We start from the raw sequence: 25,947 nt of genomic DNA, 5'->3' as shown, positions 1-25,947 counted from the left end.
ATCGTGGATTCGCTGTTTCGAAAACCTGGCTCAGGATCCGTGACACCGCCGCCGGTATTATTCTCCTGCGAAACCTGCGCGGAACCGTTCGGCAATCGTTAGTCTGAAGCATCGTTACGATGCCCCACGCAATTTGGTGTTCTGACATTCGACTGCCTCCTCACGCCATCGTGCCGATGGTTCGCCGGAACCTCGCCAACGCAATGGCGAAGAAGATCGCGCCGATAGCAATGATAGCCAGGAACTGGGGCCAGACCACGTCAAAGCCCGCGCCCCGGTAAAGGATGGCCTGCGCCATCTTCACGAAATGGGTGGTGGGCGCGGCCAACATGACCGTCTGGACGAACTCAGGCATGCTTTCGCGCGGCGTCGAACCGCCGGACAACATCTGCAACGGCAGCAGCACCAGCATCAGCAACAAGCCGAACTGCGGCATGGAGCGCGCGATCGTCCCCATGAAGATGCCGATGGAGGTCGTGGCGAACAGGTGCAGCCCCGCTCCGGCGAGGAACAGCGCGATCGACCCTTCGACGGGAACGGACAGTACCCCTTCCACCATCGCGAAAAGCGCGAAAGCGCAGGCGACCAGGACAACGAGCCCCATGGCCCAGACCTTGCTGGCCATGATCTCGAATGGCGTCACCGGCATCACCAGCAAATGTTCGATCGTGCCGTGCTCGCGCTCGCGGATCAGGGCCGCGCCCGTCAGCACGATCGACAGCATGGTGACGCTGTTGATGATTTCCATGACCGCGCCGAACCAGCTTTGCGCCAGCGTAGGATTGAACCGCACGCGCAGCGCCAGCTCGACCGGGACCGGCGTGCTCGCACGCGTGCCTTTCATGAATTCGGCAACTTCGCCCTGCACGATCTGCTGGATGTAGCCGCCGCCCGTGAAAGCCTGGCTCATCCGCGTAGCGTCAACGTTGAGCTGCAAGCCGGGTTGGCGTCCCGCAAGTACGTCTCGCTGAAAATCGGGCGGGATGTCGAGAGCGAACGTATAGCGCCCGGCATCCAGCCCCTTGTCCACTTCGTTCAGTCCCACGATCGAAGGGGGCGTGAAGTGCGGCGGATAAAAGGCGCCGGTTATCCGGCTGGAAAGCTGCGACTGGTCTTCATCGACGATCGCGATAGGCGCCTTGTGCAGCGTTTCCGGCATGGCGGTTGCCGCGACGTAGATCCCCACCGAGAACGAATAGAGGATCAGGAACAGCATCATCGGATCGCGCCACAGGCTGCGCAGTTCCTTGATGCCGAGCCGGTAGATGTTGGCCGCGTGGCGCATATCAGCTCTCCTGCTTGCGCAGCAACGCGACACACAGCGCCAGGATGACGGGAAACGTCGCGAACAGCACGAGAAGGTCGGGCCAGAGGTCGGCGAACCCCAGCCCCTTGGAAAAGACGCCGCGGCAGATGGTGACGAACCAGGTCGCGGGATATATCGATCCGATCACCGCGCCCGCCCCCTCGAGCGAGGACACCGGGTTGATCAGGCCGGAAAACTGCACGGCGGGCAGGATCGTGCCGATGGCGGTGGCGAACATCGCGGCAATCTGGCTGCGCATGAAGATGGAGAACAGCAGGCCGATGGCCGTCGCCGACAGCGTATAGAAGAGAGCGCCCAGCGTCATCGCGAGGAAACTGCCCGTCAACGGCACGCCGAACATCGTGACGGCGAGGAACACCAGCAGGACATAGTTCAGCATGGCGAGCGCGACATAGGGAAGCTGCTTGCCCAGCAGGAATTCCACCTTGCTGATCGGCGTCACGTAGAAATTGACGATGGATCCCAGCTCCTTTTCCCGCACCACGCTCAAAGCCGTCAGCATCGCCGGGAACAAGAGCAGCATCATCGGAATCACGGCCGGCGCGATGGCCACAAGGCTTTTCACGTCCGGATTGTAACGATAGCGCAGCTCGATATTGACGAGACCCATCGATGGCCGCGCACCTGTTTCCTGCACGGCCATTTCACTGAGCCAGTGGGCATGCAGGGCCTGGACATAGCCTTGCACGGTCTCAGCCCGCTGCGGCATGGCGCCATCGACCCATACACCGATCTGCACCGGCACGCCCCGGCGCAGGTCGCGCGCGAAATTGGGCGGAATCTCCAGGGCCACGCTCAGTTCGCCCGAGCGCATCCGCCGGTCCAACTGGCTATAGTCGGTGATCGGCGGCCGTTCGATGAAATAGCGCGATCCGGCCAGGTTGAGGACGTAGTTCTCGCTGGTGGTCGTGCCGTCGCGGTCCAGCACGGCGAACGGCAAGTCCTCCACGTCCATGCTGATGCCATAGCCCATGATGAACATCAGGATGACGCTGCCGAGCAGAGCCAGAGTGGCGCGGATGGGATCACGGCGCAATTCCAGCCCTTCGCGCCGGGCATAGCTCATCATCCGGCGCCGCATGAACCATGGGGAGCGGGCCGGTGCAGCCGAAATGTCCTGATCGGCCGCGGCAGGCGCGCCCGCAGGAACCGGATCGTCCCTCTTTTCTGTCGGCGTCTCGCCGCTCGCATCCTGAAGATAGGCGATGAACGCTTCTTCCAGGTCCGCCGCGCCGCGGTTCTCGACAATGGCGGCGGGAGTGTCGCTGACCAGCACCTTGCCCGCATGCATCAGCGATATGCGGTCGCACCGCTCCGCTTCGTTCATGAAGTGCGTGGAAATGAAGATCGTCACCTTGTCGCGCCGGGACAGGTCGATCATCATCTGCCAGAACTGGTCCCGCGCGATCGGATCGACGCCGGACGTCGGTTCATCGAGGATCAGCATTTCCGGCTTGTGGATCATGGCGACGGCTAGGCTGAGCCGCTGGCGCTGGCCCAGCGGCAAGGCGCCGGGCAACGCATCCATGATGCCATCCAGGCCGAACCGCTGCGCCATTTCCCTCACGCGGGCCGGCACGTCTTCGGCGGGAACATGGAAGAGCTGGGCATGCAGCTCGAGGTTCTGCCGGACCGTCAGTTCCGAGTAGAGCGAGAAGGCCTGGCTCATATAGCCGACGCGCCGGCGCGTCGCCATGTCGTCATTCTCGACCTCGCGGCCGAACAGCCAGGCCTGGCCTTCGCTGGCTTTCAGCAGGCCGGTCAGCATCTTCATGGTGGTTGACTTGCCGCAGCCGTTGGAGCCGAGGAATCCAAAGATCTCGCCGCGCTCGATGCGAAAATCGACATGATCGACTGCCGTGAAATCGCCGAAACGCATGGTGAGCCCCTGCGCCTCGATGGCGATCTCGGCCTCGCCGCCGTCGCTGCGCGGCGGAATTTCCACCGGCTTGTGCCCGCGGCGGCGCTCCTCGGGAAGCATCGAGATAAACGCCTGTTCCAGCGACTGTTCGCCGGTGCGTGCATAGAAGTCGGCTGCGGTGCCGGTGGCCAGCACCTTTCCCGCGTCCATCGCGATCAGCCAGTCGAAGCGTTCGGCCTCTTCCATATAGGCCGTGGCGACCAGCACGCTCATGTGCGGGCGGTTCGCGCGGATGCGGTCGATCAGATCCCAGAATTGCGCGCGCGACATGGGATCGACGCCGGTTGTCGGCTCATCCAGCAGCAGGAAATCGGGATCGTGGATGAGCGCGCAGCACAAGCCGAGCTTCTGCTTCATGCCGCCCGAAAGCTTGCCCGCCGGGCGCTTGCGGAACGGCGCGAGGCCCGTGCTTTCGGTGAGGTCGGCAATGCGGCGCTCGCGTTCGGCCGCGTCCTGCCCGAACAACCGCCCGAAGAATTCGAGATTTTCGTCGATGGAGAGCGTAGGATAGAGGTTCTTGCCCAGCCCCTGCGGCATATAGGCGATGCGCGGACACACGGCGTTGCGGTGGCGGGCCTCGGCCATGTCGCCGCCCAGCACCTCGACCCGGCCCTCCTGGATGGCTCGCGCGCCCGCGATCAGGGAAAACAGGCTGGACTTGCCGACGCCGTCCGGGCCGATCATCGCCACCATGCGCCCGGCGGGGATTTCAAGATTCACATCATCGAGCGCCAGCACCTTGCCGTAATGCAGGCTCACGCCCGAAACGCGGGCGACAGCTTCCGTCATTGCGGCACGTTGACGGTCAGTTTCGCGGGCCATTCGGATTTCGGATCGATCCGCACATAGGCCATGCCCGGAAGGCCGGTCTTGACCTGGGTGATATAGCGATCGAGCAACTTGCGATCGATCTGCGCCTTCACGCGGAACATCAGTTTCTGGCGCTCGCTTTGCGTCTCCACCGTCTTGGGCGTGAACTGGGCCACATCGGCAACGAAGCTGACTTTCGCAGGGATCGCACGATCCGGAAGCGCATCGAGCACGATGCGTACATCGCTGCCCAGCGCCACCTTGCCCGCGACCGTTTCCGGCAGGAAGAAGGTCATGTAGACGTCGCCCAGATTGACCAGGTTGAGCACGCGCCCGCCGCCACCCACGACTTCGCCCGGCTGGGCGACGCGATATTGCACGCGGCCGGCCGTCGGCGCCTTGAGGTCGCTGTCGCGGATATCGGCCTCGATCCGCTGGATGGTGGCGCGCACGGCATCGACCTGCGAACGCGCGCCGATCACCTGGTTGCGCGCCGTCGTGATCGCCGCGTCGACGGCCGCGAGTTGGGCGCGAGCGGCCTCCACTGCCGCCGCCGCGCCTTCGACGCGGGCCTGATCGTCATCCCGTTCCTGCACGGCGGTCGCACCTTCTCGCGCCAGCGTTTCCGATCGCGCCAGCCGCTTGCGCGCCGCGTTCAGCTCCGCCTCACGCTGGCGGACGCCGGCGAGAGCCGCCGCCCGGTTGCTCTGCTGCTGCGCGACCTGGCTGGTCGCGATCTGGATGCCGTTCAGCGCCTGCGCCAGTTGCGCTTCGGCTTCGGCCCTCTGGGCACTCAGCACGTCCGTATCCATATGGGCGACGACTTGCCCCGCCTGCACGAACGCGCCTTCGTCGACCAGGATTTCGCGGATGCGGCCGGGCGATTTGGCGGAAACGTCGATTTCAACCGCTTCGATCCGGCCGTTACCGCCGACGATGCCTTCGGGCAAATCGCCGGGCTTGAGCACCTGCCAAAGGAGCAGAGCTACAACGACGAGCGCCGCCGCGATGCCGCCCCTGATGAGCCATGTCTTCCGGGACGCCGTCATCACCTGTGTTCTCCGCCTTGATCGTTGCTGTCGTGGACGACTTCGGCGGGACCCCCGCCAAGCGCCGCGTAGAGGGCTATGCCGCTCGCCAGATGAGCGCGGCGCAACTGGATCAGCGCCTGTTCGGTGTCGAAAAGGTCGCGTTGCGCGTCCAGCACTTCCAGATAGGCCGAACGCCCGTTGTCGAACCGCAACCCGGCCAGCCGAGCCCGTTCGCGCAAGGCGTCCAGCGAGCTGCGCGCGGTGTCGATCCGCAACGCCAGTTGCCGGCGCCGGACCAGCGCGTCGGAAACATCACGAAACGCGCCCTGCACGGTCTTTTCATAGCTGGCCACGGCTTCGACCTGCCGCGCTTTCGCCAGATCGAGGTTGCCGGAAAGGCGGCCCGCATTGAACAGCGGCAGGGCGATCGTCGGGGTGAAGCTCCACGCGCGGCTCCCGTCGCCGAACAGCCCGTCGAGATCGGAACTCGCCGTGCCGAAGGCACCCGTCAGGCTGATATTGGGAAAGAACGCCGCCCGCGCCGCGCCGATATCGGCGTTGGCCGCCCGCAATTGATATTCCGCCGCCACGATATCAGGCCGGTTGACCAGAAGGTCGGAGGGCAAGCCCGGCGGAAGGGCGATATCCGGTCCGGTTTCGGCAAGACCGAGGGGCCCAGGCACGATCTCCACGGGCCGCCCGACCAGCAGCGCCAGCGCGTTGCGGTTCACGTCGCGGTCCTGCTCAAGCGCTTGCAGCGCATCCTGCGCCTGCGCCAGCAGCAACTGCGCCTGGGTCATTTCCAGTTTGGAACCTGAACCAACTTCATAGCGGCGACGCATGATCCGCAGCGAGTCCTCGCGCGTGACGATCGTCCGCCGGGCAAGCGCGAGGCGTTCCTCATATTCGCGCTCCAGCAGATAGCCATTGGCGACCTGCGCGATCAGGCCGGTGGCAACGGCGCGCTTCGCCTCTTCCGTCGCCAGATAACGATTGCGCGCGGCGTCGTTCAGGTTGCGCAGACGGCCCCAGAAATCGATTTCCCAGCTCGCGCTCACCTGCGCGGTGACCTGCTTGATGTCATAGCTCTGCGTGCCTGCGCCCGGCAGGCTGATGATGGAACGACCCCGCGTGCCGGTGCCGACGGCGTTGAGTTCGGGATAGAGCGCCGATCCCTCGATACGCCAGGCCGCGCGCGCCTGATCGACGCGGGCCGCGGCGATACGGATATCGCGGTTGTTCTCCAGCGCGGCCGCGATCAGCGCACGCAGATGCTCTTCCCGGAAGAAATCATGCCAACCGATCCGCGCGATGGACGCGCCCAGCGCGGCTGGCGCGGGATAGTCCTGCGGCACCGGCTGGGCCGGCCGGACATTGGGCGGCGCGAAGGAACAGCCGGACAGGAAAGATGGCACGATCATCGCCGCCATGACGGCCCGGAACCCGCATAAACGGCCAGTAATATGAGCGCGGCGAGCCATCTAGTCCGGTTCCATTCTGGTTCAAACAGGCGGTACGCCTATGGGCAAGCACCTCTCCGGACTATTAGTATCTACACTTAGTGGTTTTGATATTGCCCGGTATCACTTGCCGATCAAGCGCGAAAGCTGGAATGAAGCAGCGATGGGCCGCGAGCGATTCATGAAAGATGACGGCGCCGCATCGGGAACCGGCTCGCGTCTGCCTGCCCGCGATCCCAGGGGAGGAAGGCCGCCACAGGAGGTCGCAGCCCGGCTTGGACATCATATCCTCGAGACGGCGCTTGCCCAATTCATCGCCGGCGGCGTCGAGGGTACGAGTATGGAAGCTATCGCCGCCGCCGCACAGACATCGAAGCGAACGCTCTATTCCCGCTTCGGCTCAAAGCTCGCCCTGCTCGTCGCCGCCATGGAACACGGCCTTGCCCGCTATCTCGATCCGATCGCGGCATCGGTCCCTCGAGGAAGCACCCGCAAAAAAATCGCCTATATCGCTCGCAGGATGCTCGACCTGTCGCTTCAAGGCGATGTCGTGGGCATCGAAGCGCTCATCATCTGGCTGGCAAACCACAATCCGGGCATGATGCGGGCACAGCCCGCGATCGGCACCCAGTTCGGCATCGATCTGATGCAGACGATCCTTGCCGAGGCGAGCGAACCGAACAGCGAGGAAGCAGGCGATCTTCCGTTCCTCGCTGCTTTTCTCTTCGACGCGCTGGTCACCGTGCCGCGCCAGCGCATCCTGCAGCGCCATGATCTGCACAACACCACCCGGACAAAGGCTGCCTATATCGAGCGAGCGCTCGACCTCATGGCAAAGGCCATTCCGTTCCTGAACGAAGGGCGCGGTAACCGCCTCACATCCTGAAGCCCTCGCCAAGATAGCGATGCCGGACTTCGGGGTTGTCGAGTACCGCTTCTGGGCCGCCCTCGAACAGCATCCTGCCCTGATCGATGATATAGGCCCGCTCGACCAGTTCGAGCATCTCATGCACATTGTGGTCGGTCAGAAGGATCGCCACGCCTTCTCGCTTGAGCTTTCGCACCATCGCCTTGACGTCGGCGATCGACATGGGATCGATGCCCGCGAACGGTTCATCGAGCAGGATGACCGAGGGCGCTGCCGCCATGGCCCTGGCGATCTCGCAGCGCCTGCGTTCCCCGCCGGACAACCGCTGTGCGGGAACGTCGCGAATGTGGGCGATATTGAACTCGGCAAGAAGTTCATCGAGCCGCGCGGCAGCTACATCGCGATCGGCGATATGCAGTTCGAGCACGGCCGCGATATTCTCCGCAGCCGTCATGCCGCGGAAGATCGATCCTTCCTGGGGAAGATAGCCGAGGCCCAGCTTCGCTCTTCGATCCATGGGAAGCGCGGTGACATCCTGACCGCCAATCTCGATCCTGCCGGCATCCACGCTCATCAGGCCGGCAATCGCATAGAAGCAGAGCGTCTTGCCGGCCCCGTTTGGCCCCAGAAGCCCCACGATTTCGCCTGCCCGCACTTCGAGCGCGACATCGTCAAGCACCTTCCGCTTGCCAAAGGACTTCTCGATCCCGGCGATCGAAAGAACCGTCGGCGCGCGCTCGACTGCGACCGGTCCGATTGACGCGGGCGCAAGCGGCTCGCTCTCCGAACGCGCGGCCGGCGATACGAGTTGGGCATCATGCCCGAGATTTCCGCCAAGGTCCCTCAAAAGCCGGGTCAGTACGCGTCTCCATCCCGGCCGGCCAGCACCAGCGCAACCGCTGCCATCATGGCGATCTCGCGGATCATCCATTCTCCTTCAATTTCCCGCAAAATTGCCCGGGATGACGACCGCCGTACACTGTATCTCCAGGCAATGCATCGCCATCGTGAACTATACCTAGTGGCTTTACGCTCAATGATTGAGGCTCCTTTTTCTCCAGCAGGCCATGGCCGAATATCCCCGCGCCCGCGGTTGCGACTGGCCGTCAGACAGCCGTCCGGTCGCAACCAAGCTCCGTGCGGCTTGCATTCTATCTTACCTATGCAGTACCGTTCGGCATAAGAAGAACCGGGAGGGGCGGCCCAAACATCTGCTGTGGAATCCTGTCGGAGAGACGAGGCACCTTCCAGCGGAACTCGGAGTATATAGTCATGGCCACGTCCCCTCCGCCTTCCGACGATCCGCTGGACGGAATCAGCGAAACGCTCGACCGCACGGCATCGGCGGCCATCGCGCAGACGACTTTCGGCCTTTCGCCGGCCACGCTCCTGCTTGCCATGGCCGATTGGGGGATTCATCTCGCCACGTCGCCGGGCAAACAAATGCAGCTTGGCGCCAAGGCCATCCGCAAGCATGCCCGGCTTTTCGACTATCTGCAGCGCCGCATGGAAGACAGCGAGGCCGAACCGGCCATCGAACCATTGCCGCAGGACCGGCGCTTCGCCGATCCCGCCTGGAAAGAATTACCTTTCAATCTCGTCGCTCAGGCCTTCCTGCTCAACCAGCAATGGTGGCACGCCGCGACGACAGGCATTGGCGGTGTCTCGAAACATCATGAAGACATGGTGGAATTCGCCGCACGGCAGATGCTGGACATGCTCGCGCCGACCAACTTTCTCGCCACCAATCCCGTTCTCCAACACAAGATCGCGGAAACAGGTGGCCAATGCCTGGTCGACGGCTTCCGGCACCTGGTCGAGGACATGCAGCACATGGCGCGCGGCCTGCCGCCGGTCGGCGCCGAAGCCTTTCGCGTGGGCGAAAACGTCGCCACTGCCAAAGGCAAGGTCGTCTACCGCAACAAGCTGATCGAACTGATCCAGTATGAACCGACCACGGACACCGTGCGGCCCGAGCCAATCCTGATCGTGCCCGCGTGGATCATGAAATACTATATTCTCGACCTGTCGCCCGAGAACTCGCTGGTCCGCTGGCTGACGGCGCAAGGCTTCACCGTGTTCATGATTTCGTGGCACAATCCCGGCAGTGCCGACCGTGACCTCGACATGGACGCCTACCGGCACCTCGGACCGATGGCGGCGCTCGATGCGGTGACGGCGATCACCGGCGCGACGGGCATCCATGCCATGGGCTATTGCCTTGGCGGCACGCTGCTTTCCATCGCGGCCGCGGCCATGGCGCGCGACGGAGATGACAGGCTCGCCAGCGTCACACTGCTGGCCGCACAGACGGAATTCAGCGAGCCGGGGGAATTGGGCCTGTTTATCGACGAAGGCCAGCTCAACCTGCTGGAGAACATGATGTGGAGCCGGGGCTATCTGGACAGCAGCCAGATGGGCGGCGCCTTCCAGGTCTTGCGTTCCAACGACCTGGTCTGGTCGCGTGTGCTCGCCACCTACCTGATGGGCGAGCGCGAACCGATGAACGACCTCATGGCCTGGAACGCCGACGGCACACGGATGCCCTATGCCATGCACAGCCAGTATCTGCGCCGCCTGTTCCTCGACGACGACCTGGCCGAAGGAAAATACCGGGTGGATGGGCGAACCATCAACCTTGCCTCCATCCGCAAACCGCTGTTCGTGGTCGGAACCGAGCGCGATCATGTCGCGCCGTGGCATTCCGTCCACAAGATCCACCTGCTGACCGGGGCCGAGATCACTTTCGTCCTGACCAGCGGCGGGCACAATGCCGGCATCGTTTCGGAACCGGGCCACAAGGGCCGCCGCTACCGCGTGTTGACCCGCGAGGTCGACGGCACCTCCTACGATCCCGAAGAATGGGCAAGCCGCGCCGAGCAAAAGCAAGGCTCATGGTGGACGGCGTGGGGAGAATGGCTGGCCGCGCGTTCGGGAGAACCTGGTGCGCCGCCGCCCATGGGCGCAGCGGACAAGGGCTATGCGGCGATCGCCGATGCTCCCGGCCATTATGTGCTGGAGCATTGAGCAATGACTGACGGAACCATGATCGAGAACCGCACCTTCGACGAGATAAAAGTGGGCGATACCGCCAGTATCTCGCGCACGCTGACCGAAGAGGACATCCAGCTTTTCGCGCTCGTGTCCGGCGACGTGAACCCGGCGCATATGGACGCCGACTATGCCGCGACCGACATGTTCCGCCGCGTCATCGCGCACGGACTATGGGGCGGCGGTCTCATCTCCGCCGTGCTGGGCACCGAACTGCCCGGCCCCGGCGCGATCTATCTCAGCCAGTCGCTGCAGTTCACGCGGCCGGTAGGCCTTGGCGACACGATCACGGCGTCGGTGACGGTGGCGGAAAAACGCGCGCACCATGATATCCTGTTCGATTGCCGCTGCGTCAACCAGGACGGCGAGGAAGTCATCAGCGGCCAGGCCGAAGTCAAGGCGCCGGCCGAGAAGGTCCGCCGCCCCCGTGCGGCGCTGCCGGAGGTCAGCCTGCGCGACCATGACGGCTACCGCAAGCTGATCGAGATGACCGCCAATGGCGTGCCGGAACCGACGGCGGTGGCTCATCCCTGCAGCGCGGCCGCCATGCTGGCCGCGATTGAAGCCGCCGAAGCCAATCTCATCATGCCGATCCTGGTCGGGCCGGAAGCGAAGATCCGCAAGGCGGCCGAAGACGCCGGCAAGGACATTTCGCCTTTCCGCATCGTATCCGCCGCCCATAGCCACGAAGCGGCGGCAAAGGCCGTGGACCTGGTGCGCGGCGGCGAAGCGAAGCTGTTGATGAAAGGCTCGCTCCATACCGACGAACTGATGGGCGCCATCGTGCGCTCCGCCACGGGCCTGCGGACCGAACGGCGGATCAGCCATGCCTATATCATGGACGTGCCGGGCCATCCGACGCCGCTCATCATCACGGATGCCGCGATCAACATCGCCCCGACGCTCGATGAAAAGGCGGACATCATCCGCAACGCCATCGACCTTGCCCATGTCATCGGCATCGAGAAGCCGAAAGTGGCGATCCTTTCCGCCGTGGAGACGGTCAATCCCGCGATGCAATCCACGCTGGACGCTGCCGCCCTGTGCAAGATGGCGGATCGCGGGCAGATCACGGGCGGCATTCTGGACGGGCCCCTGGCTTTCGACAACGCGATCAGCGAAGCCGCCGCCAAGGAGAAAGGCATCGTCTCGCTGGTGGCGGGCAAGGCCGAAATCCTCGTCGTGCCCAACCTGGAAGCGGGCAATATGCTGGCCAAGCAGTTGACGTTCCTGGGCGGCGCGGACGCGGCGGGCATCGTGATGGGCGCGCGCGTGCCGATCATCCTCACCAGCCGGGCCGACAGCCTGCGCACCCGCCTCGCCTCCTGCGCGGTCGCGGTGCTGATGGCGCGCGCCGCCACCAAGGCCGCGCCCGGCCTGCCGGGAGCGGCGAGCGCATGAAAGCCGTCGTCGCCATCAACTCCGGTTCGTCCAGCATCAAGTTCTCGCTGTTCACGCTCGATGGCCGGGACGGGCTGACGCTCTCGGCAGGCGGCAAGATCGAGAAGATCGGCATCGCGCCCAGCCTGCGGGCCCGCTCCGCGACGGGGGAAACGCTCATCGAGCGGGACTGGCCGGACGGCGCCGCGCTCAGCCATGCCGACCTGCTTATGGACCTCTTCGCCTGGGCAGGAGACCATCCGCTGGAAGGGCGGGACGTGATCGCCATCGGCCATCGCGTGGTGCATGGCGGCCTGGACTTCGTCACGCCCCGCCTGGTCGATGCCGACCTGCTGGACAGGCTGGAAACGCTGTGCCCCCTCGCCCCGCTGCATCAGCCGCACAACCTCGCGGCGATCCGCGCGATCGCGAAGCTGAAACCCGACCTGCCGCAGGTCGCCTGCTTCGATACGGCCTTCCACCACGACAAGCCGGACGTCGCCTCGCGCCTGGCCATCCCGCGCAAGTTCCACGATCAGGGCATCCGCCGCTACGGCTTTCACGGCCTGTCCTATGAATATGTCGCAATGCGTCTCGCGGAGATCGACCCGGCGCTGGCCGCGGGCCGCGTGGTCGCGGCGCACCTGGGCAACGGGGCCAGCCTCTGCGCCATGCGGGACTGCAGGAGCGTCGATACGACCATGGGCTTCACTGCGCTCGACGGCCTGGTGATGGGCACGCGCTGCGGCACTATCGATCCCGGCGTGATCCTGCACTTTCAGCTCCGCATGGGCATGAGCGCGGCCGATGTGGAGGACATGCTTTACCGGCAGTCCGGCCTGCTCGGCGTGTCCGGCCTGTCGAGCGACATGCGGGCGCTCGCGGCCAGCGATGCGCCGGAAGCGGAAGAAGCCATGGCGCTGTTCGCCTGGCGCGCCGCGCGCGAGACGGCCGCGCTCGCCTCGTCGATGGGCGGGCTGGACGGCATCGTCTTCACCGCCGGGATCGGAGAGAACGACGCCGCGATGCGCCAGCGTATCTGCGCACGCCTCGCATGGCTGGGCGTGGAACTCGACGAACAGGCGAACGCTGCCGGCGCCCCGCTTGTCAGCACGCCCGGCAGCCATGTCGCGGTGCGCGTCATTCCCACCGACGAGGAACGGATGATCGCGCTCCACACCTTGCACGTGCTGGGGGAGAATCCATCATGAGGCGCGCGATAAGCCTTGCCACCATCGCGCTTGCCGTCCCTGCCGCGGCTCATGCCGCATCGCCCGTCGAAATCCTGATCAGCGATGCCGGGCAGGAGGACGAAACCGGCGCTGTCCTAGTCGATCTGCGCCTGCTCAATGACAGCGGCGATCCGCAGGGCATGGCCCTTCCGGACCGCATCGAAGCGCAGGTGGAGCAGAGCGGCGTCTCTCGCACCGCCTGGCTGGAGCGCATGGCGACGACGCCTCCAAACCCGATCATTCCACCTGGCGGTTTCACGCGCGCGACCTACCGGCTTGCGCGGAGGACCAATCTGTCGCTGGAAGGCGCCGCGATCTCCGTTCCCGCATGGGGCACGCGGCAGATCACGCTGGCATTGCGGCCCGCGGACCGAGGGGCGCAAATAGCCACGAACACCTCCGCGCAATCCGGGCCTCCCAACGCGCCGGGGTTGGAAAACAAGGCTGTGCCGCCTCCCTCGGACCGGTCGGCGGGCAACGCCTTTTTCGCCAACCTGTCGGCCTATGAACCGATCTATGCTGTCTATGGTCCGGGCACCGACAGCGCCGCACGCATCCAGATCAGCTTCAAATATCAGATTTTCGGAACGAGACGCGCCCAGGGCTTGCCACTTTCCTGGCGCGACGGACTGCATTTTGCCTATACCCAGCGCATGTTCTGGGATCTTGGCGCGGATTCCTCGCCGTTTCGTAACATCGACTATCAGCCGGAACTCTTCTACCTGACCCCTTCAGCTACGTTGACACGCGGCATCTCGCTGAGCGCACAGGGCGGCTTTCGCCATGAATCCAACGGTCGCTCCGGTCTCGATTCCCGCAGCCTCAACACGCTCTATGTGGCGCCGATGGCCGCCTTCCCGCTCGGCGGCGGCTATCGCCTGTCGGTAGCTCCGCGCTTCTCCCTCCTTGTCGGCGACAAATCCGACAATCCCGATATCCGCCGCTACAGAGGCAATAGCTCGCTCTTCCTGGAAGTCGGGAAAGATGACGGCCTACGCCTTACGACATCCACGCGGTTCAGCGTCTCCAGCGGCAAAGGCGCACTCGCCGCCGATTTTTCCTATCCGCTCTCGCGGCTATTGGGCGGGGGACCCGACTTCTATCTCTTCGGCCAGAGCTTCATCGGCTATGGCGAGAATCTGCTCGACTATGATCGCCATACGACCCGTTTTCGTCTGGGCGTGGCACTGGTGCGTTGAAACCCGCCTTCATGCACATCACGCACTTGAGCGACGCCTCCTGCGACATCAGCGCTTCCTGCTCGACTTGAGGTTGCACTCTGGCAATAGTCGACACGCTCACAGCAAAAGTTCCGAGTCACCAAGAAGGAGCCCTTCACATGCCGTCACAATCGAGGCGCTATTCCAGCCCCTATGGTATGGCCGACCCGGCATTGGAGACCAGTTGGGGCTGGGTCCTGGCTTATGGGCTGCTCGTGATCCTGATCGGCGTTTTTGCGCTCCTCAACCCAATCGCGACGGGCTTCGCGACAGGTGTTTTCCTTGCCGTGGCGCTCCTCATATACGGAATACTGGCTATCGCGGCCGGGTTGTCCTCGCTCTCCCGGCGCGCACGCTGGATCGAGATCCTCCTCGGCGTGCTGAGCCTCGTCGCGGCCGCCATCACTTTCTTCAATCCCTTCGCCGGGGCCTTGACGCTCGTCGCGCTGATCGGCGCCTGGTTGCTCATCATCGGCGTTTTCGAAATCGTCGGCGCATTCCAGTCTGCGCATGACCGGGGCTGGCGCCTGCTACTCGGCGTTCTCGACACTGTTCTGGGCGGTCTCCTCCTGTTCAGCGATCCCGCGACCGGACTTGCCTTCCTGGCATTGGCGGTCGGCCTGAGCTTCCTGCTGCGAGGAACCTTCCTCATCATCCTCGCCATGGGTCTGCGCCGCATCGGTAAGCTATAGACTTAGTGCGGCAAGGGTGCCCTGCCCCGAACAACAAAGGAAACGCCAGGATGATCGGAGGATACAAACCGCTTTCGGTCTTGCTCATCCTGGCGGCAACGGTCGGAAATGCTCCGGCATCGAGCATTTCCGGGACTATCTGGCGCAACCCTGCAAACAGTGTGCATATCCGCGCGCAACCGTGCGACGACAGGATGTGCGGTGTCGTCGTCTGGGCTAACGACAAGGCGAAAGCCGATGCGCGCAAGGGCAGCCCGGATCCTCTGGTGGGCGCACAGCTGTTTCGTGATTTCGAGCAGGAGCAGCCCGGCGTGTGGCGCGGCCGCGTTTTCGTGCCCGATATCGGCCGGACCTTCACCGGGCGCGTCACGGTACTCGACAGCAACAGGCTCGAGGCGAACGGCTGCCTCGTCGGGCGCATCGGGTGCCGGTCGCAGATCTGGACGCGCGTCGAGAAGTAGACGCATGGATTGACAGGCTGAAAGACACCTCTCCCATCCGGCTCGCTGACCCTGCGCAAATGCGATAACGCCGAAGGCGAAATGACCGCGTGCCTGATTCTCTTCCTGATCGTCCTTGGTATCAACCTGTTGCCCGCGTTCGGTCCCCCGACATGGTCGATCATCGTTCTCTATGGCCTGACGACCGATCTGCCTGTCGCCTTGATCGTGTTCATTGGCGCGCTCGCGGCCGCTCTTGGACGTTTGCTGCTTGCCTGGGGCTTTCGATTTCTCAAGGACTATTTGCCCGCGAAACAAAAGCGCAACCTCGAAGCAGCGAAAAAAGTCGTCGAGGACCGACCGAAAAGCGCGATTTTCGGGCTCGCGTTGTTCGCGCTCTCTCCGCTTCCCTCGGCGCAACTGTTCGAAGCGGCCGGCCTTGCGGGTATCAGGCTGGGGAAGTTCACAGCAGCGTTTTTCGTCGGGCGTCTCGTCTCCTATTCGATCTATGCCGCGACAGCAGGCGTGATCCGCAAATCGAGCCTGGGTGACGTCTTTACCGAGCGCCTCACCAGTCCGTGGGGCATCGCGATGCAGATCGGCATGATCATCCTGCTTGCTGCGCTCGCCCAGATCGACTGGAGCAGATTTCTGCGCTCCGACAACGATCCGCGCTCAAGCGCATGATCTCAAGGAAACAGGTCCCCGTCGCAGACGGTCCATTCGTCGGCAACACGCAAAATTGAAGACGGCGCCGAAAGCCTGCTTGGGTCAAAGCTGCGATTCCAGCGGCAGAAGGCCAATGGCCTGTGCGGTTAGTCTGCGCCAGAACGAGGCTTCCGGTTCCCGGTCGTATCGGACGGGCACGCCGTTCCGGCTCCCGGCCCATGCCACGTCGCCATCCGACGTCAGACAGACCTCATAGCTGCGGGAGGGCGCGGTATCGCGCTGCCAGATGGCAGCCATCTTCCGGGCCAGGGCCTCGGACTCGAAGAGGACGCCCATTTCCGTGTTGAGGGAAGCCGAACGAGGATCCAGGTTCATCGAGCCGATGAACCCCATATGCCCGTCGGCAGTGAAAGCCTTGGTGTGCAGGCTTGCCCGGCTCGATCCTCGCAGGGAAAAGTCCCGCTCCTGATGCTCGGGGCGCAATTCCCAGAGCTTGATCCCTGCCTCGAGCAGCGGAACACGGTAGCGCGCATAACCGCCATGGACCGCGGCGACATCGGTTGCCGCAAGAGAATTGGTCAGGACCGAGACCGAAACCCCCTTTGCCGCAATCGCGGCGAGCGCCGCCGTGCCTTCCTCGCCGGGGATGAAATAGGGCGAAGTGATTTCAAGCCTTTCCCGCGCCGCATCGAAGACCGGCAGCAGGTCGTGCATCAGCCAGTTCTTGCCCTCCTTGCCCAGCACCTTGCGCGGCGGATCGGCGATCACGCGGGCGGCGCGAGTCCAGTCGGGCCGCGTGGTCTCGGGATCGAGAAGCGAGAGCCGTTTGGCGATGCGCTCCAGATAGGGGCGCGCGGCAGCCTCATTGGCAGCGTTGCTCAATTCGGCGGCGATCCGCGTCAGCGCCGCGCCAGGATCTTTCAAGGGCGAAAGCCTATCGACCGGCAACGCCAGGCCGCTGTTCCAGTAATCGTCGAAGATCTTCTCCGTCTGGGCGACGGCTGGCCCCATCACCAGCACGTCCATGTCGCGGAAATTGGTTTGCGTCGCGGCATCGAAATAGGCGTCGCCGATATTGCGCCCGCCAAGGATGGCAACGCGGCCATCAGCGATCCAGGCCTTGTTGTGCATGCGCCGGGTCACGCTGAAGGCGCGCAGCATCATTTCGATGCCGCGCCGCAAGCCGCCCTGCCGCGCCCGGGTCGGGTTGAAGATACGGATCTCGATATGCGGATGATGCGCCATGGCGATCATCGCATCAGATGTATGGCTGGTGCCGATGTCGTCGATCAGGATCCGCACCCTGACGCCGCGATCGGCCGCGGACAGGGCCTCGGCCAGAAGAAGGCGGCCGGTCAGATCGTCGTGCCAGATGTAATACATCAGATCGAGCGAGCGCTCGACCTTGCGCGCCGACAATCCACGTGCCGCGAAGGCGTCGAGATTCTCGTCCAGCAAAAGCAGGCCGCTCTCACCGGGGTGCGCATCCGTCGTGGCGCCGATACGCTGATCGAGCGGCGTCCGGCCGCGTTCGATCGACAGTGCGTAGGAAGGCTCCCCCTGCGCGCGACTGGCGAACAGGCCGTAGACCCAAGTCGCGAGCATCGACGCCGCGACGAAGCCCAGGCAGGCAAGGATGACGATCCGGATCAGACGGCAGCATCCGCCTGCGGCTGCTGGCGCACGAGCAGGACATCGCAATCGAGACGGCTGAGCAGCGCCCGCGCCGTGCTGCCGAGCACCGCCACCGTCAGGGCCGATCGACCGTGCGTTCCGATCACGGCCAGGTCGGTTTCGCTCAGCTTCACATGATTGCGGACAACCTCGCAAACCTCGCCATAGTCGACATTGATATCCAGCCTGTCGCGTGCGTCGGCGGGCAGATCGGTCCTGTCCAGAAAGGCATCCAGATCATAGGCTATCCTGGCCTGCAGCGCAGCTGCCGGCCCTTCCCGGCCCCGAAGTGCCTCCAGCGGCACGTGATAGGCGTGAACGAGAGTGATCTCGGCAGCGGGGAATGCGGCCATGGCCGTGCGAAGCGCCTGGGCCGAGCAGCCGGAGAAATCGGTTGCGACCAAGACCCGGCGATAGTGGTGCTGGGTCTTTTCCTTCACGATAAGCACCGGCGCATGAGCATGGCGTATCATGCGCTCCACGGTCGTGCCGATCAGGAAATCCCCGATATCGTCATGGCGCGAGATGCCGGTCACGATGAGATCCGCCCCGCATGCGGTTGACGCTTCCAGCACCGCCTGCGAGACGGCGCCGGTGGCGAGGCGTGTCTCGACCGGAATATCCGGGTCCGCCACCTCCGCCCGCAAGCGGGCATGAAGGCGACTCTCGGCGGCCTGCAGTCCGTCGAGCATGTCTGCGGGATCGGGATCCCTCTGAACGTGGAGAAGAACCAGATGTGCGCGCCACTCGCTCGCCAGCTGTATCGCGCGGTCGCGGGCTCGGTCGCAGCGACCGCTAAAATCGGTTGGAAACAGAATCGTTCGCGGGGTCATATCGACGCAACATATCAGCAGTGGTCCGCCAACCAAGGAACGTGTCGCCGTGTATTTGCAGGACGGACAGAAATGTTCTTCGGCAAGGATTCGCTGGCCGTCGCGAAGCAGACCGATATTATGGCCTGATCAGAAGAGGATGGATAAAATCACAACACCAGACATCATATTGCGAACCCCGACGCTCACTGCCGTGGCAACGGCCGGCGCATCCCACGCACCATCGACACGCTTCTCGCGCCGAACGCTTCTTGCCGGCACCATGACTGCCGCGCTCTGCCTGACCGCCGCTCCGATCCGCGCTATGGCGCTTGATCCAGGATCGATCGCGGCGAGCGTGGAAGCGTTACGGCCAGGAGAGTTCCTGTGGGCGCCCGAAGCGGCTCCCGATGGTCCGGTGGTCATCATCGTCAGCCTCGCCAGGCAGCGGGCCTATGTCTATCGCAACGGCGTCCTGATCGGCATCTCGACCGTTTCCACCGGCGCAGCCGGCCACGAAACGCCGACCGGGGTTTTCACCATCCTCCAAAAGAAAGTCGCGCACAGATCGAACCTCTACAATGACGCGCCGATGCCCTACATGCAGCGCCTCACCTGGGACGGGATTGCCATGCACGCCGGCAATCTTCCGGGCTATCCCGCCTCGCACGGATGCATCCGGTTTCCCCTGACGTTCGCCGAGCACCTCTATGATGTCACGCAGCTTGGCCTGACGGTCATCATCACGCAGGCAAGCGAGATTCCGCGCTTTGCCCCAGCTCCCCGTATCCTGCAGGATACGGCCCGGCGCTCGTCGTTCGGGAATGCCTTTTTGACGGTCTGGCAGCCAGAGAAAGCACTCACAGGGCCGATCTCCATAATCGTCAGCGCGGCGGACCAGCGCGCCGTGGTGTTGCGAAACGGCATCGAAATCGGTTCGGCGCCTGTCGCCATCCGCGGCAAGATCTCCGGCCTTCAGGCCTTCAACCTCGCCTCCATCGACGAACACGGGACGCATTGGATGTTCCTCCCTGTATTTGGCGGTGCACAGACGGGGGAAGTCTCGCGGCAGGACCGGGAGCGGCTAATCCTTCCCGAGGACTTCAGACGGGGCCTGCTGTCGGTGCTCAAACCGGGAAGCACGCTGATCGTCACGGCCGATACCCTCGAAAGCGGGAGTACAGGCACATCCCTGACCGTGCTCACGGGCGAGGATGCCCAAGCGGATACAAACGAACGATGACGTTGCGCAATCCCGACTTCGCGTCCATCGCAGCGTCTTACCGCCTGATTCCAAACAGCCCCCTGCCATAATTGCGAAGACCGGCCTAATTACGACATACTCACCAGAGGATTTGACTTCGATGTCCCGATCATTGCGCGTTCCAGTTTCCCTTGCCGCCGCCATCCTGCTGGGGCTGTCCTCGGCGGCTCCGTCACTGGCTGAAACCGCGCCCGCTGCGCCGCCTTCGGCCGACGCCACGGCAATCGCGGTACCCGACGGATTTGAGTTGGCGCCGGACGGCACAACTCTTGTCCACGTGGCCAGCGGCCTGCGCTTCCCGGAGGAATTCGAGGGCTTTACCCGCCTCAGGGAACGGGCATTCGATCCGGGCGGCGAGTATATCGCCATCGGCTACGACCGGCCACTCGGCACCGGCGACGATCGCATCGTGGTGCGGATGGCGGTGGTCCATATCGACCAGATGTCGCCACGCGACCACTATATGATCATGCGTCAGGCTACGATGTCCCATTTTGCCGCGCCGACCATCGTGTCGGAAGGACCGGCGACGATCCCAACCAATCGCCGCCTCAAGGCCTATCGCGGAACTTTCACCGGCTATCGCGACGGCAAACCATGGCGTTCCAGCCTGACGACAGTCGACTATGGCTATTGGAGCGGACGCATGACGGCCGCCTATCCCGAAAGCGAAGCTGCCGAAGCTGAGAAATATCTTGGCGTGCTGCTGGCGGAAATCCGCGCGCAGCGCCCAAAGGCGCCGAAACGGTAGACTGGGGACGATGCCCGCGCGAAACCGCTCACTTTGACGGAGCAAGCAGCGAGAGGAGGCGCCGCCAATCTTGTTCGATCATCCGCCAGCGAAAAACGGCAAGCATGTGGGTCAGCAATCGGGAAAGATAATTCCTTTCCCGTGATCGGGCTACGATTTCGTGGACCTCCCTTTCGGTCCACGGCTTCCATTGTCCAGCGACGGCGATCATGTTCGAGCGGAAGGCCGTATCACTTCATCTCGCAATATACGCTCGGTTTCCGTTATCCGAATGGGGATTGCCGCAGTTATTGAGCGACGCAGTGCAAGTTATCCTTGCCCAGTTCGGCTCCCGTTCCGCTATTTCCTGGGCTGGAAGCTGATGCGGCTTGTAAGCCCCTCTAACGCGCCTCTCACTCATACGCGACGTTCCGCAGCGATCAAAGCGGCCTGATAGGCCGCATCCTCACCCATAATCGCACGCGCTGTCGCGATTAGTTCAGGACTCGCATTACGTGGACGACCCGTATCGAACGGGGGGCTGGATCATATTCGATCGCGAGTTACGTAATTTTTGCAGTCTCTTCACCCCGAAGTTTCGCAAGAAGACGGATTCCGAAATCGATCCCCGCGGTCATGCGAAGGCCAAAGCTGTGAACATAGCCGTCATGCACGTCGAAACCATATTGGAGGCAGCCGTCGAACCGGATGATCTGGAATTGGCGCTGCCTCTCATGAGCCGCCTGCAGGAGGCCATGATCACATGAACTAGGCCGGGTCTCTCCAATCTCTATGGATTCAAGCGTGACGGCCCCTTCACCGAGTGCCGATTTCAGCGTGGTGCGACAAATGTAGACCGATTCAAGTAGGGATTGCTGAGCTATGCCGGCTACCAATCATCGTCAGGGTTTCGTCAGGAAAGACTGTTGAACTTTTTCACGGCATTTTACGAAGGACACCATGAGCCGACTAAGATCCCATCCCGAACGCCATGCGGTGTCACGCATCGGCTGGCTACGCGCGGCAGTGCTGGGAGCCAATGATGGGATCGTTTCGACCGCGAGCCTCATCGTCGGCGTCGCAGCCTCCGGCGCGGGCAAGGCCAATATCCTGGTCGCAGGGATGGCGGCGCTGGTGGCAGGCGCCATGTCGATGGCCGCCGGCGAATATGTCTCGGTCAGCTCTCAGGCGGACACGGAGAATGCCGACCTCGCCCGGGAAAGAGGTGAACTCGCCGTTCAACCGGTGCTCGAGCATCAGGAACTGGCGGACATCTATGTCAAACGCGGTCTGAATGAGGAACTGGCCCGGCAGGTAGCCGACGAACTAATGGCAAAGGATGCGCTGGCCGCGCATGCCCGCGACGAACTCGGCATTTCCGAAGTCGTGACCGCCCGCCCTATCCAGGCCGCGCTCACATCCGCCGCAACTTTCAGCACAGGCGCCCTCATGCCCCTGTTGTTGGTCGCCGTCGTTCCGCATGATAGCCTCGTCGCAATCGAGGTCGCGGCAACCCTGTTGTTTCTCGCACTGCTGGGCGCGCTTGGCGCCTGGGCCGGGGGCGCCCGCCCCATGAAATCAATCCTACGGGTCACATTCTGGGGCGCGCTGGCCCTGGCTGCGACCGCGGGCATCGGGAGGCTGTTCGGAACAGTGGTTTGAACCACGCTGCTCACATCGTCAGGATTCGGTCAGTGAACACCCGTAGCCCTTCCAGCTGGAAAGGCGAACGTGATGACAAATTCTGAATATACAAGGACATTCAAGGTTTGGGACACGCCGCTACGGCTATTCCATTGGCTGCTGGTCCTAGCGATCTCGATCGCGTTTCTCTCTTCCGACGACGATAGTCCGATCGCATCGTGGCATATGGTCGCAGGATGGTCTGCTGCTGCCTTGCTTGCGTTCCGTCTGATCTGGGGCTTCGTCGGAGGCGAGCATGCCCGGTTCGTGAATTTCATTCGGCCAACAGCAATCGCCACCCATGCACGCGACCTTCTAGCTGGCCATCCTCGACGTTCCGTGGGTCATAATCCACTGGGCGCGATCGCAGTCGTGGCGCTGATCGGATTGACCGGAATCGTCATCTGGAGCGGCAGCAGCGTTGCGGCAGGCGGCATGGACAAAGACCTTCATGAAACCCTCGCCTACAGCCTGCTTGCTTTGATCGGGCTTCATGTCGGCGCCGTGCTGTTGATGTCGCTGCTCACCGGCGAAAACCTTGTTCGCGCGATGATCAGCGGCCGCAAGAAGAACAGCCTCTATCCGAATGTGCGTGAGGCTCGGGGACCAGGCTTGTTTGCGGCTCTACTTGGTGCCGCAGCGATCGTTCTGGCAATCATCGCCATTGTCATGGTGGATCCGACCGCCTTCGCGCCGCAGCAACGCCATTCCCATCACGGTTCGCACGAGGAAAGGGATTGAAAACATCGGTTGATGGTCTGGTAGAAAGCTTCAATCCTTCTTGCCTTTCGTTCCTGGTGGAAAGTCTACATTAAACCCATGCGCCTTCTCATCGTCGAAGATAATGAGCGAATGGCGGCACTGATCGCCGACGGTCTTCAGCGCCGGGGCTTCGTGTGCGATGTTGCCCATGATCTCGCACAAGCCGACGCTGCGATGGGCAGCGCGAGCTATGATGCCATCATACTCGACCTCGGCCTGCCCGACGGCGACGGGATCGACTGGCTCGCGAGCCGCCGAAAATATCAGCAGATGCCGCCTGCCATCATCCAGACCGCGCGTGGGGCGCTGGAGGATCGCGTCACCGGTCTCGATTCCGGCGCAGACGATTATATCGTCAAACCCTTCGAGATCGACGAGCTCGCCGCGCGCATCCGCGCCCTGCTGCGCCGGCCTGGCGTTCGAACCCAGCCCGTCATCGAAGTCGGCATGCTGCGTTTCGACACGGCAAGCCGCTCTGCCAGCATTGGCGATCGCGAGATCGACCTTTCGCGCCGCGAGGCGGACCTTCTGGAACTGCTGATGCGGCGAGCCGGCACGGTGGTCCATCGCGAAGTGATCGAGAACGCGCTCTACAGCTTCAACGATCCGGTGACCCCCAATGCGGTCGAAGCCGCCATTTCGCGTCTGCGCCGCAAGCTCGAAGACACGGGCGTGGCCGGCGCGCTCCATACCGTTCGGGGTGTCGGCTATATGCTGAAGGACGGGAAGGCATGACCGTGCAGCGCTCCATCTCACGGCGCCTCAAACGCGGTTTGGGCCTGATTGGTGTGGCGGGCACCGTTCTGCTGCTGGCGGCGGTCGCCTTCTTCTACAGTGTCACCTTCACACATCTCGATGCACGCGCGGCGATGATCCGCGCGATCAAGGAAATGCTTGAGCATGTCGCTCTGCCGCTTGTCGTCCTGCTCGTTCCCGTCGCGATCATGGTGCTCCGAGTGATCCGCCAGGCCTTCGCACCGCTGGAAGATGCCGCCGCCCGGATCGAGGCTGCACAGGGCCACGAACGAGGGTTCCGCATCGATGCGTCGCAAATGCCCGCCGAGGCGCTACCCTTCGTCTATGCGGTCAACGATCTGTTGGCGCGGCTCGATCAGGCCGCGCGGCGGCAGGAAGCGTTCGCCGCCGACGTCGCGCACGAGTTGCGCACGCCGCTCGCCCTCCTGTCTCTCGAACTCGACCGGCTTGACTATGACGACGCCGCGCGCCTCAAGGAAGACGTGGCGGCCATGCGCCGGCTGATCGACCAACTCATGCTGCTCGCGCAGATCGACGCGGCGGAGGCCGCCCAGACCGCTCCCGAACAGGTGTCACTCGCGGATGTGGCGAGCGAGGTCGTCAGCGCCGTGGCGCCGGGGATCATCGCACAAGGCAAGCTGATCGCGTTCGATACCCGCGGTCAGGCTGCGGTCGTGAACGGCAGGCGCGAAGCGATTGCGGCAGCGCTGCGCAATCTGATCGAGAATGCCGCGCGCGTGACGCCGGCTGGTGGCACGATCCAGGTCTTCGCCGGCCCCCACGCGCTATTGGGCGTGCGGGACGAGGGCCCTGGGCTGGCGCTCGAAAGGTTGCGCGACCTTGTGCAACGCCACCGCCGCGCCGACCATGCGAGCAAGGATGGCGCCGGCCTCGGCCTCGCTATCGTCGACCGGATCATGGCGGCCCATGGCGGCACGCTTGAGACCGATCCGGCCGACCGTGAACTGGTGCTGCGTTTTCCCGCGACCTGATCTTCAATCCTCATATCCCGTCAGGGTTCGGTCAGGAACGCTCCCTAGCCCGAGCGCATGTCCAGACGATACACCCTCATTGCGGGCGCCGCGACGATCGCCTTGATTCTATCAGGCCTGTGGTGGTTCGCCAGTCGACCGGTCGAGACGGGCAACTCCGCGCCGGCAAGCAACGCCCAACCGACAGATGGGATCCTGGCGGTGGATGCGCGCCGCGCCGCGCAGATGGGTATCCGCCTTATGCCCGCGACGGCAGCCGCGGATGCGGCGCTCGCCACCATCCCCGCGATGATCGAGCCTCCCGCCAACGCCCGGGTGGCGGTGGCCGCGACCTTTCCCGGCACCGTGTTGCGGACTCTCGTGGTCGAGGGCGACAGCGTGCGGCGGGGCCAGCCGCTGGCGATCATCGCCAGCCGCGACGTGCTGACGATCGGCGCGGACCTCAGCCGCGCGAACGCGCGGCGTGGCGTAGCCGAGGCCAATGCCGCGCGGCTCTCCCTGCTCAGCCGCGAAGGCATCATCGCAGGCGCGCGCGCTGACGAAGCCAATGCCATCGCAGCCGAGGCTCGCGCCGACGTTTCGGAAAAGTCGCGCATCCTGGCGATGGTGGGCGGTCATGGCGCCAGCGGCTCCTATACGCTGACGGCTCCTATCGCGGGTCGCGTCACCAGCGCCTCCATCCAGACCGGCAATCCGGTGGACGGCACCACCGCGCCCTATGTGATCGACGCGACGGATCGCTATGAAGTGGTCGGCCAATTGCCCGAACGGCTGATCGGGCAAGTGCGCCCCGGCATGAGCGTGCGGCTACTTCCCAACCTCACCGGCCGGATCGTCGCGGTGGGAACGGCCATCGATCCCGCGACCCGTTCGGCCGGCCTCAAGGCGGAGATTCCGGCCGGACCCGGTGTTGTCGCGGGGCGCGCAACCAGCATCGTCATCGTCGGCCCGGCGCCGGCGGGCGCGGTCAGCGTGCCCGATACGGCGGTCACCATGATCGACGGCAAGCCGGTTGTGTTCGTGACCGCGCGCGGCGGCTTTGCCGTGCGCGCCGTGACCGGCGGCAGCGGCAGTGATGGCCGCACGGTGCTGCTCTCCGGGATCAGGCCCGGTGAACAGGTGGTGGTTTCCGGTACGAGCGCGCTCAAGGCGCTCGCCACCGCGCAATAGGCT

The 25,947-nt window shown here is 63.8% G+C and carries 24 protein-coding genes; 17 read left to right on the top strand and 7 right to left on the bottom strand.

Features of this window, described 5'->3' with window-relative positions:
- Positions 1-160: 160 nt before the first annotated feature.
- From NUH86_RS05030 to NUH86_RS05015, 4 genes are read right to left on the bottom strand one after another with little or no spacing between them, the layout of a single operon-like run.
- Positions 161-1,285: an ABC transporter permease gene (locus tag NUH86_RS05030; protein ID WP_030090407.1), complete on the bottom strand. Its 1,125-nt coding sequence runs from the start codon at positions 1,283-1,285 to the stop codon at positions 161-163.
- 1 nt (position 1,286) lies between these two features.
- Positions 1,287-4,037: a ribosome-associated ATPase/putative transporter RbbA gene (rbbA, locus tag NUH86_RS05025; RefSeq protein ID WP_030538167.1), complete on the bottom strand. Its 2,751-nt coding sequence runs from the start codon at positions 4,035-4,037 to the stop codon at positions 1,287-1,289.
- Entirely contained in the window at positions 4,034-5,107 is a 1,074-nt protein-coding gene (locus NUH86_RS05020; protein ID WP_021246282.1) for an HlyD family secretion protein, read from the bottom strand. Before NUH86_RS05020 ends, rbbA begins: the two co-directional genes overlap by 4 nt.
- Positions 5,107-6,519, bottom strand: coding sequence for an efflux transporter outer membrane subunit (locus NUH86_RS05015; RefSeq protein ID WP_232037389.1), 1,413 nt, complete (start codon positions 6,517-6,519; stop codon positions 5,107-5,109). The genes NUH86_RS05020 and NUH86_RS05015 overlap by 1 nt, the downstream gene beginning before the upstream one ends.
- A 211-nt stretch (positions 6,520-6,730) precedes the next feature.
- Here NUH86_RS05015 and NUH86_RS05010 point away from each other — a divergent pair, with 211 nt between their 5' ends.
- Positions 6,731-7,435, top strand: a complete 705-nt coding sequence (locus NUH86_RS05010; protein ID WP_081873244.1) for a TetR/AcrR family transcriptional regulator — start codon at positions 6,731-6,733, stop codon at positions 7,433-7,435.
- On the opposite strand, the gene lptB is transcribed toward NUH86_RS05010, so the two are convergent.
- Positions 7,425-8,174, bottom strand: coding sequence for an LPS export ABC transporter ATP-binding protein (lptB, locus tag NUH86_RS05005; RefSeq protein ID WP_047169120.1), 750 nt, complete (start codon positions 8,172-8,174; stop codon positions 7,425-7,427). The genes NUH86_RS05010 and lptB overlap by 11 nt on opposite strands.
- A 515-nt stretch (positions 8,175-8,689) precedes the next feature.
- On the opposite strand from lptB, the gene NUH86_RS05000 reads away from it, so the two are divergent.
- The 7 genes from NUH86_RS05000 to NUH86_RS04970 all read left to right on the top strand — a co-directional run bounded on the left by NUH86_RS05000 (position 8,690) and on the right by NUH86_RS04970 (position 16,119).
- The gene (locus NUH86_RS05000; protein ID WP_030090402.1) at positions 8,690-10,444 is read left to right on the top strand and encodes a PHA/PHB synthase family protein; all 1,755 of its coding nucleotides are present in this window, start codon (positions 8,690-8,692) and stop codon (positions 10,442-10,444) included.
- Between the two features lie 3 nt (positions 10,445-10,447).
- A complete protein-coding gene (locus tag NUH86_RS04995) occupies positions 10,448-11,869 on the top strand; it encodes a bifunctional enoyl-CoA hydratase/phosphate acetyltransferase (protein WP_030090401.1) in 1,422 nt (473 codons plus the stop codon).
- Complete coding sequence (locus NUH86_RS04990; RefSeq protein WP_030090400.1) at positions 11,866-13,059, top strand: acetate/propionate family kinase; 1,194 nt, start codon at positions 11,866-11,868, stop codon at positions 13,057-13,059. The genes NUH86_RS04995 and NUH86_RS04990 overlap by 4 nt, the downstream gene beginning before the upstream one ends.
- Positions 13,056-14,279 carry a phospholipase A gene (locus NUH86_RS04985; protein ID WP_030090399.1) on the top strand — a complete coding sequence of 408 codons (1,224 nt, stop codon included), beginning with the start codon at positions 13,056-13,058 and terminating at the stop codon, positions 14,277-14,279. Before NUH86_RS04990 ends, NUH86_RS04985 begins: the two co-directional genes overlap by 4 nt.
- Positions 14,280-14,458: 179 nt before the next feature.
- Positions 14,459-14,992: an HdeD family acid-resistance protein gene (locus tag NUH86_RS04980; RefSeq protein WP_086400778.1), complete on the top strand. Its 534-nt coding sequence runs from the start codon at positions 14,459-14,461 to the stop codon at positions 14,990-14,992.
- A 50-nt stretch (positions 14,993-15,042) separates the two neighbouring features.
- On the top strand, positions 15,043-15,453 hold the full coding sequence (locus NUH86_RS04975; RefSeq protein ID WP_021246273.1) for a DUF2147 domain-containing protein: 411 nt from the start codon (positions 15,043-15,045) through the stop codon (positions 15,451-15,453).
- Positions 15,454-15,534: 81 nt separating this feature from the next.
- Positions 15,535-16,119, top strand: a complete 585-nt coding sequence (locus NUH86_RS04970; RefSeq protein ID WP_021246272.1) for a hypothetical protein — start codon at positions 15,535-15,537, stop codon at positions 16,117-16,119.
- An 84-nt stretch (positions 16,120-16,203) separates the two neighbouring features.
- Here NUH86_RS04970 and NUH86_RS04965 read toward each other — a convergent pair whose 3' ends face one another.
- Both NUH86_RS04965 and NUH86_RS04960 read right to left on the bottom strand, forming a co-directional pair.
- On the bottom strand, positions 16,204-17,706 hold the full coding sequence (locus tag NUH86_RS04965; RefSeq protein WP_051743722.1) for a phospholipase D family protein: 1,503 nt from the start codon (positions 17,704-17,706) through the stop codon (positions 16,204-16,206).
- A 44-nt stretch (positions 17,707-17,750) separates the two neighbouring features.
- Positions 17,751-18,539, bottom strand: a complete 789-nt coding sequence (locus tag NUH86_RS04960; RefSeq protein ID WP_233423662.1) for a universal stress protein — start codon at positions 18,537-18,539, stop codon at positions 17,751-17,753.
- On the opposite strand from NUH86_RS04960, the gene NUH86_RS04955 reads away from it, so the two are divergent.
- The 9 genes from NUH86_RS04955 (at position 18,429) to NUH86_RS04915 (ending at position 25,944) form a co-directional block, all read left to right on the top strand.
- Positions 18,429-18,737, top strand: coding sequence for a hypothetical protein (locus NUH86_RS04955; RefSeq protein ID WP_051749580.1), 309 nt, complete (start codon positions 18,429-18,431; stop codon positions 18,735-18,737). The two genes, NUH86_RS04960 and NUH86_RS04955, sit on opposite strands and share 111 nt — an antisense overlap.
- Before the next feature lie 64 nt (positions 18,738-18,801).
- Positions 18,802-19,830, top strand: coding sequence for a L,D-transpeptidase (locus tag NUH86_RS04950; protein WP_232037387.1), 1,029 nt, complete (start codon positions 18,802-18,804; stop codon positions 19,828-19,830).
- Positions 19,831-19,951: 121 nt separating this feature from the next.
- The gene (locus NUH86_RS04945) at positions 19,952-20,602 is read left to right on the top strand and encodes a hypothetical protein (RefSeq protein ID WP_051749579.1); all 651 of its coding nucleotides are present in this window, start codon (positions 19,952-19,954) and stop codon (positions 20,600-20,602) included.
- A gap of 494 nt (positions 20,603-21,096) precedes the next feature.
- The gene (locus tag NUH86_RS04940) at positions 21,097-21,348 is read left to right on the top strand and encodes a hypothetical protein (RefSeq protein WP_021246267.1); all 252 of its coding nucleotides are present in this window, start codon (positions 21,097-21,099) and stop codon (positions 21,346-21,348) included.
- 193 nt (positions 21,349-21,541) lie between these two features.
- On the top strand, positions 21,542-22,243 hold the full coding sequence (locus tag NUH86_RS04935) for a VIT1/CCC1 transporter family protein (RefSeq protein WP_030538172.1): 702 nt from the start codon (positions 21,542-21,544) through the stop codon (positions 22,241-22,243).
- 72 nt (positions 22,244-22,315) lie between these two features.
- Positions 22,316-23,005 carry a cytochrome b/b6 domain-containing protein gene (locus tag NUH86_RS04930; protein WP_030538173.1) on the top strand — a complete coding sequence of 230 codons (690 nt, stop codon included), beginning with the start codon at positions 22,316-22,318 and terminating at the stop codon, positions 23,003-23,005.
- A 78-nt stretch (positions 23,006-23,083) separates the two neighbouring features.
- Positions 23,084-23,761: a response regulator transcription factor gene (locus NUH86_RS04925; RefSeq protein WP_021246264.1), complete on the top strand. Its 678-nt coding sequence runs from the start codon at positions 23,084-23,086 to the stop codon at positions 23,759-23,761.
- Positions 23,758-24,774: a sensor histidine kinase gene (locus tag NUH86_RS04920; protein ID WP_021246263.1), complete on the top strand. Its 1,017-nt coding sequence runs from the start codon at positions 23,758-23,760 to the stop codon at positions 24,772-24,774. The genes NUH86_RS04925 and NUH86_RS04920 overlap by 4 nt, the downstream gene beginning before the upstream one ends.
- Before the next feature lie 57 nt (positions 24,775-24,831).
- The gene (locus tag NUH86_RS04915) at positions 24,832-25,944 is read left to right on the top strand and encodes an efflux RND transporter periplasmic adaptor subunit (RefSeq protein ID WP_030093018.1); all 1,113 of its coding nucleotides are present in this window, start codon (positions 24,832-24,834) and stop codon (positions 25,942-25,944) included.
- Positions 25,945-25,947 lie beyond the last annotated feature (3 nt).

The sequence above is a fragment of the Sphingobium sp. JS3065 genome, from assembly GCF_026427355.1.
Classification (GTDB): domain Bacteria; phylum Pseudomonadota; class Alphaproteobacteria; order Sphingomonadales; family Sphingomonadaceae; genus Sphingobium.
This window is presented reverse-complemented; position numbering and strand designations above follow the sequence as displayed.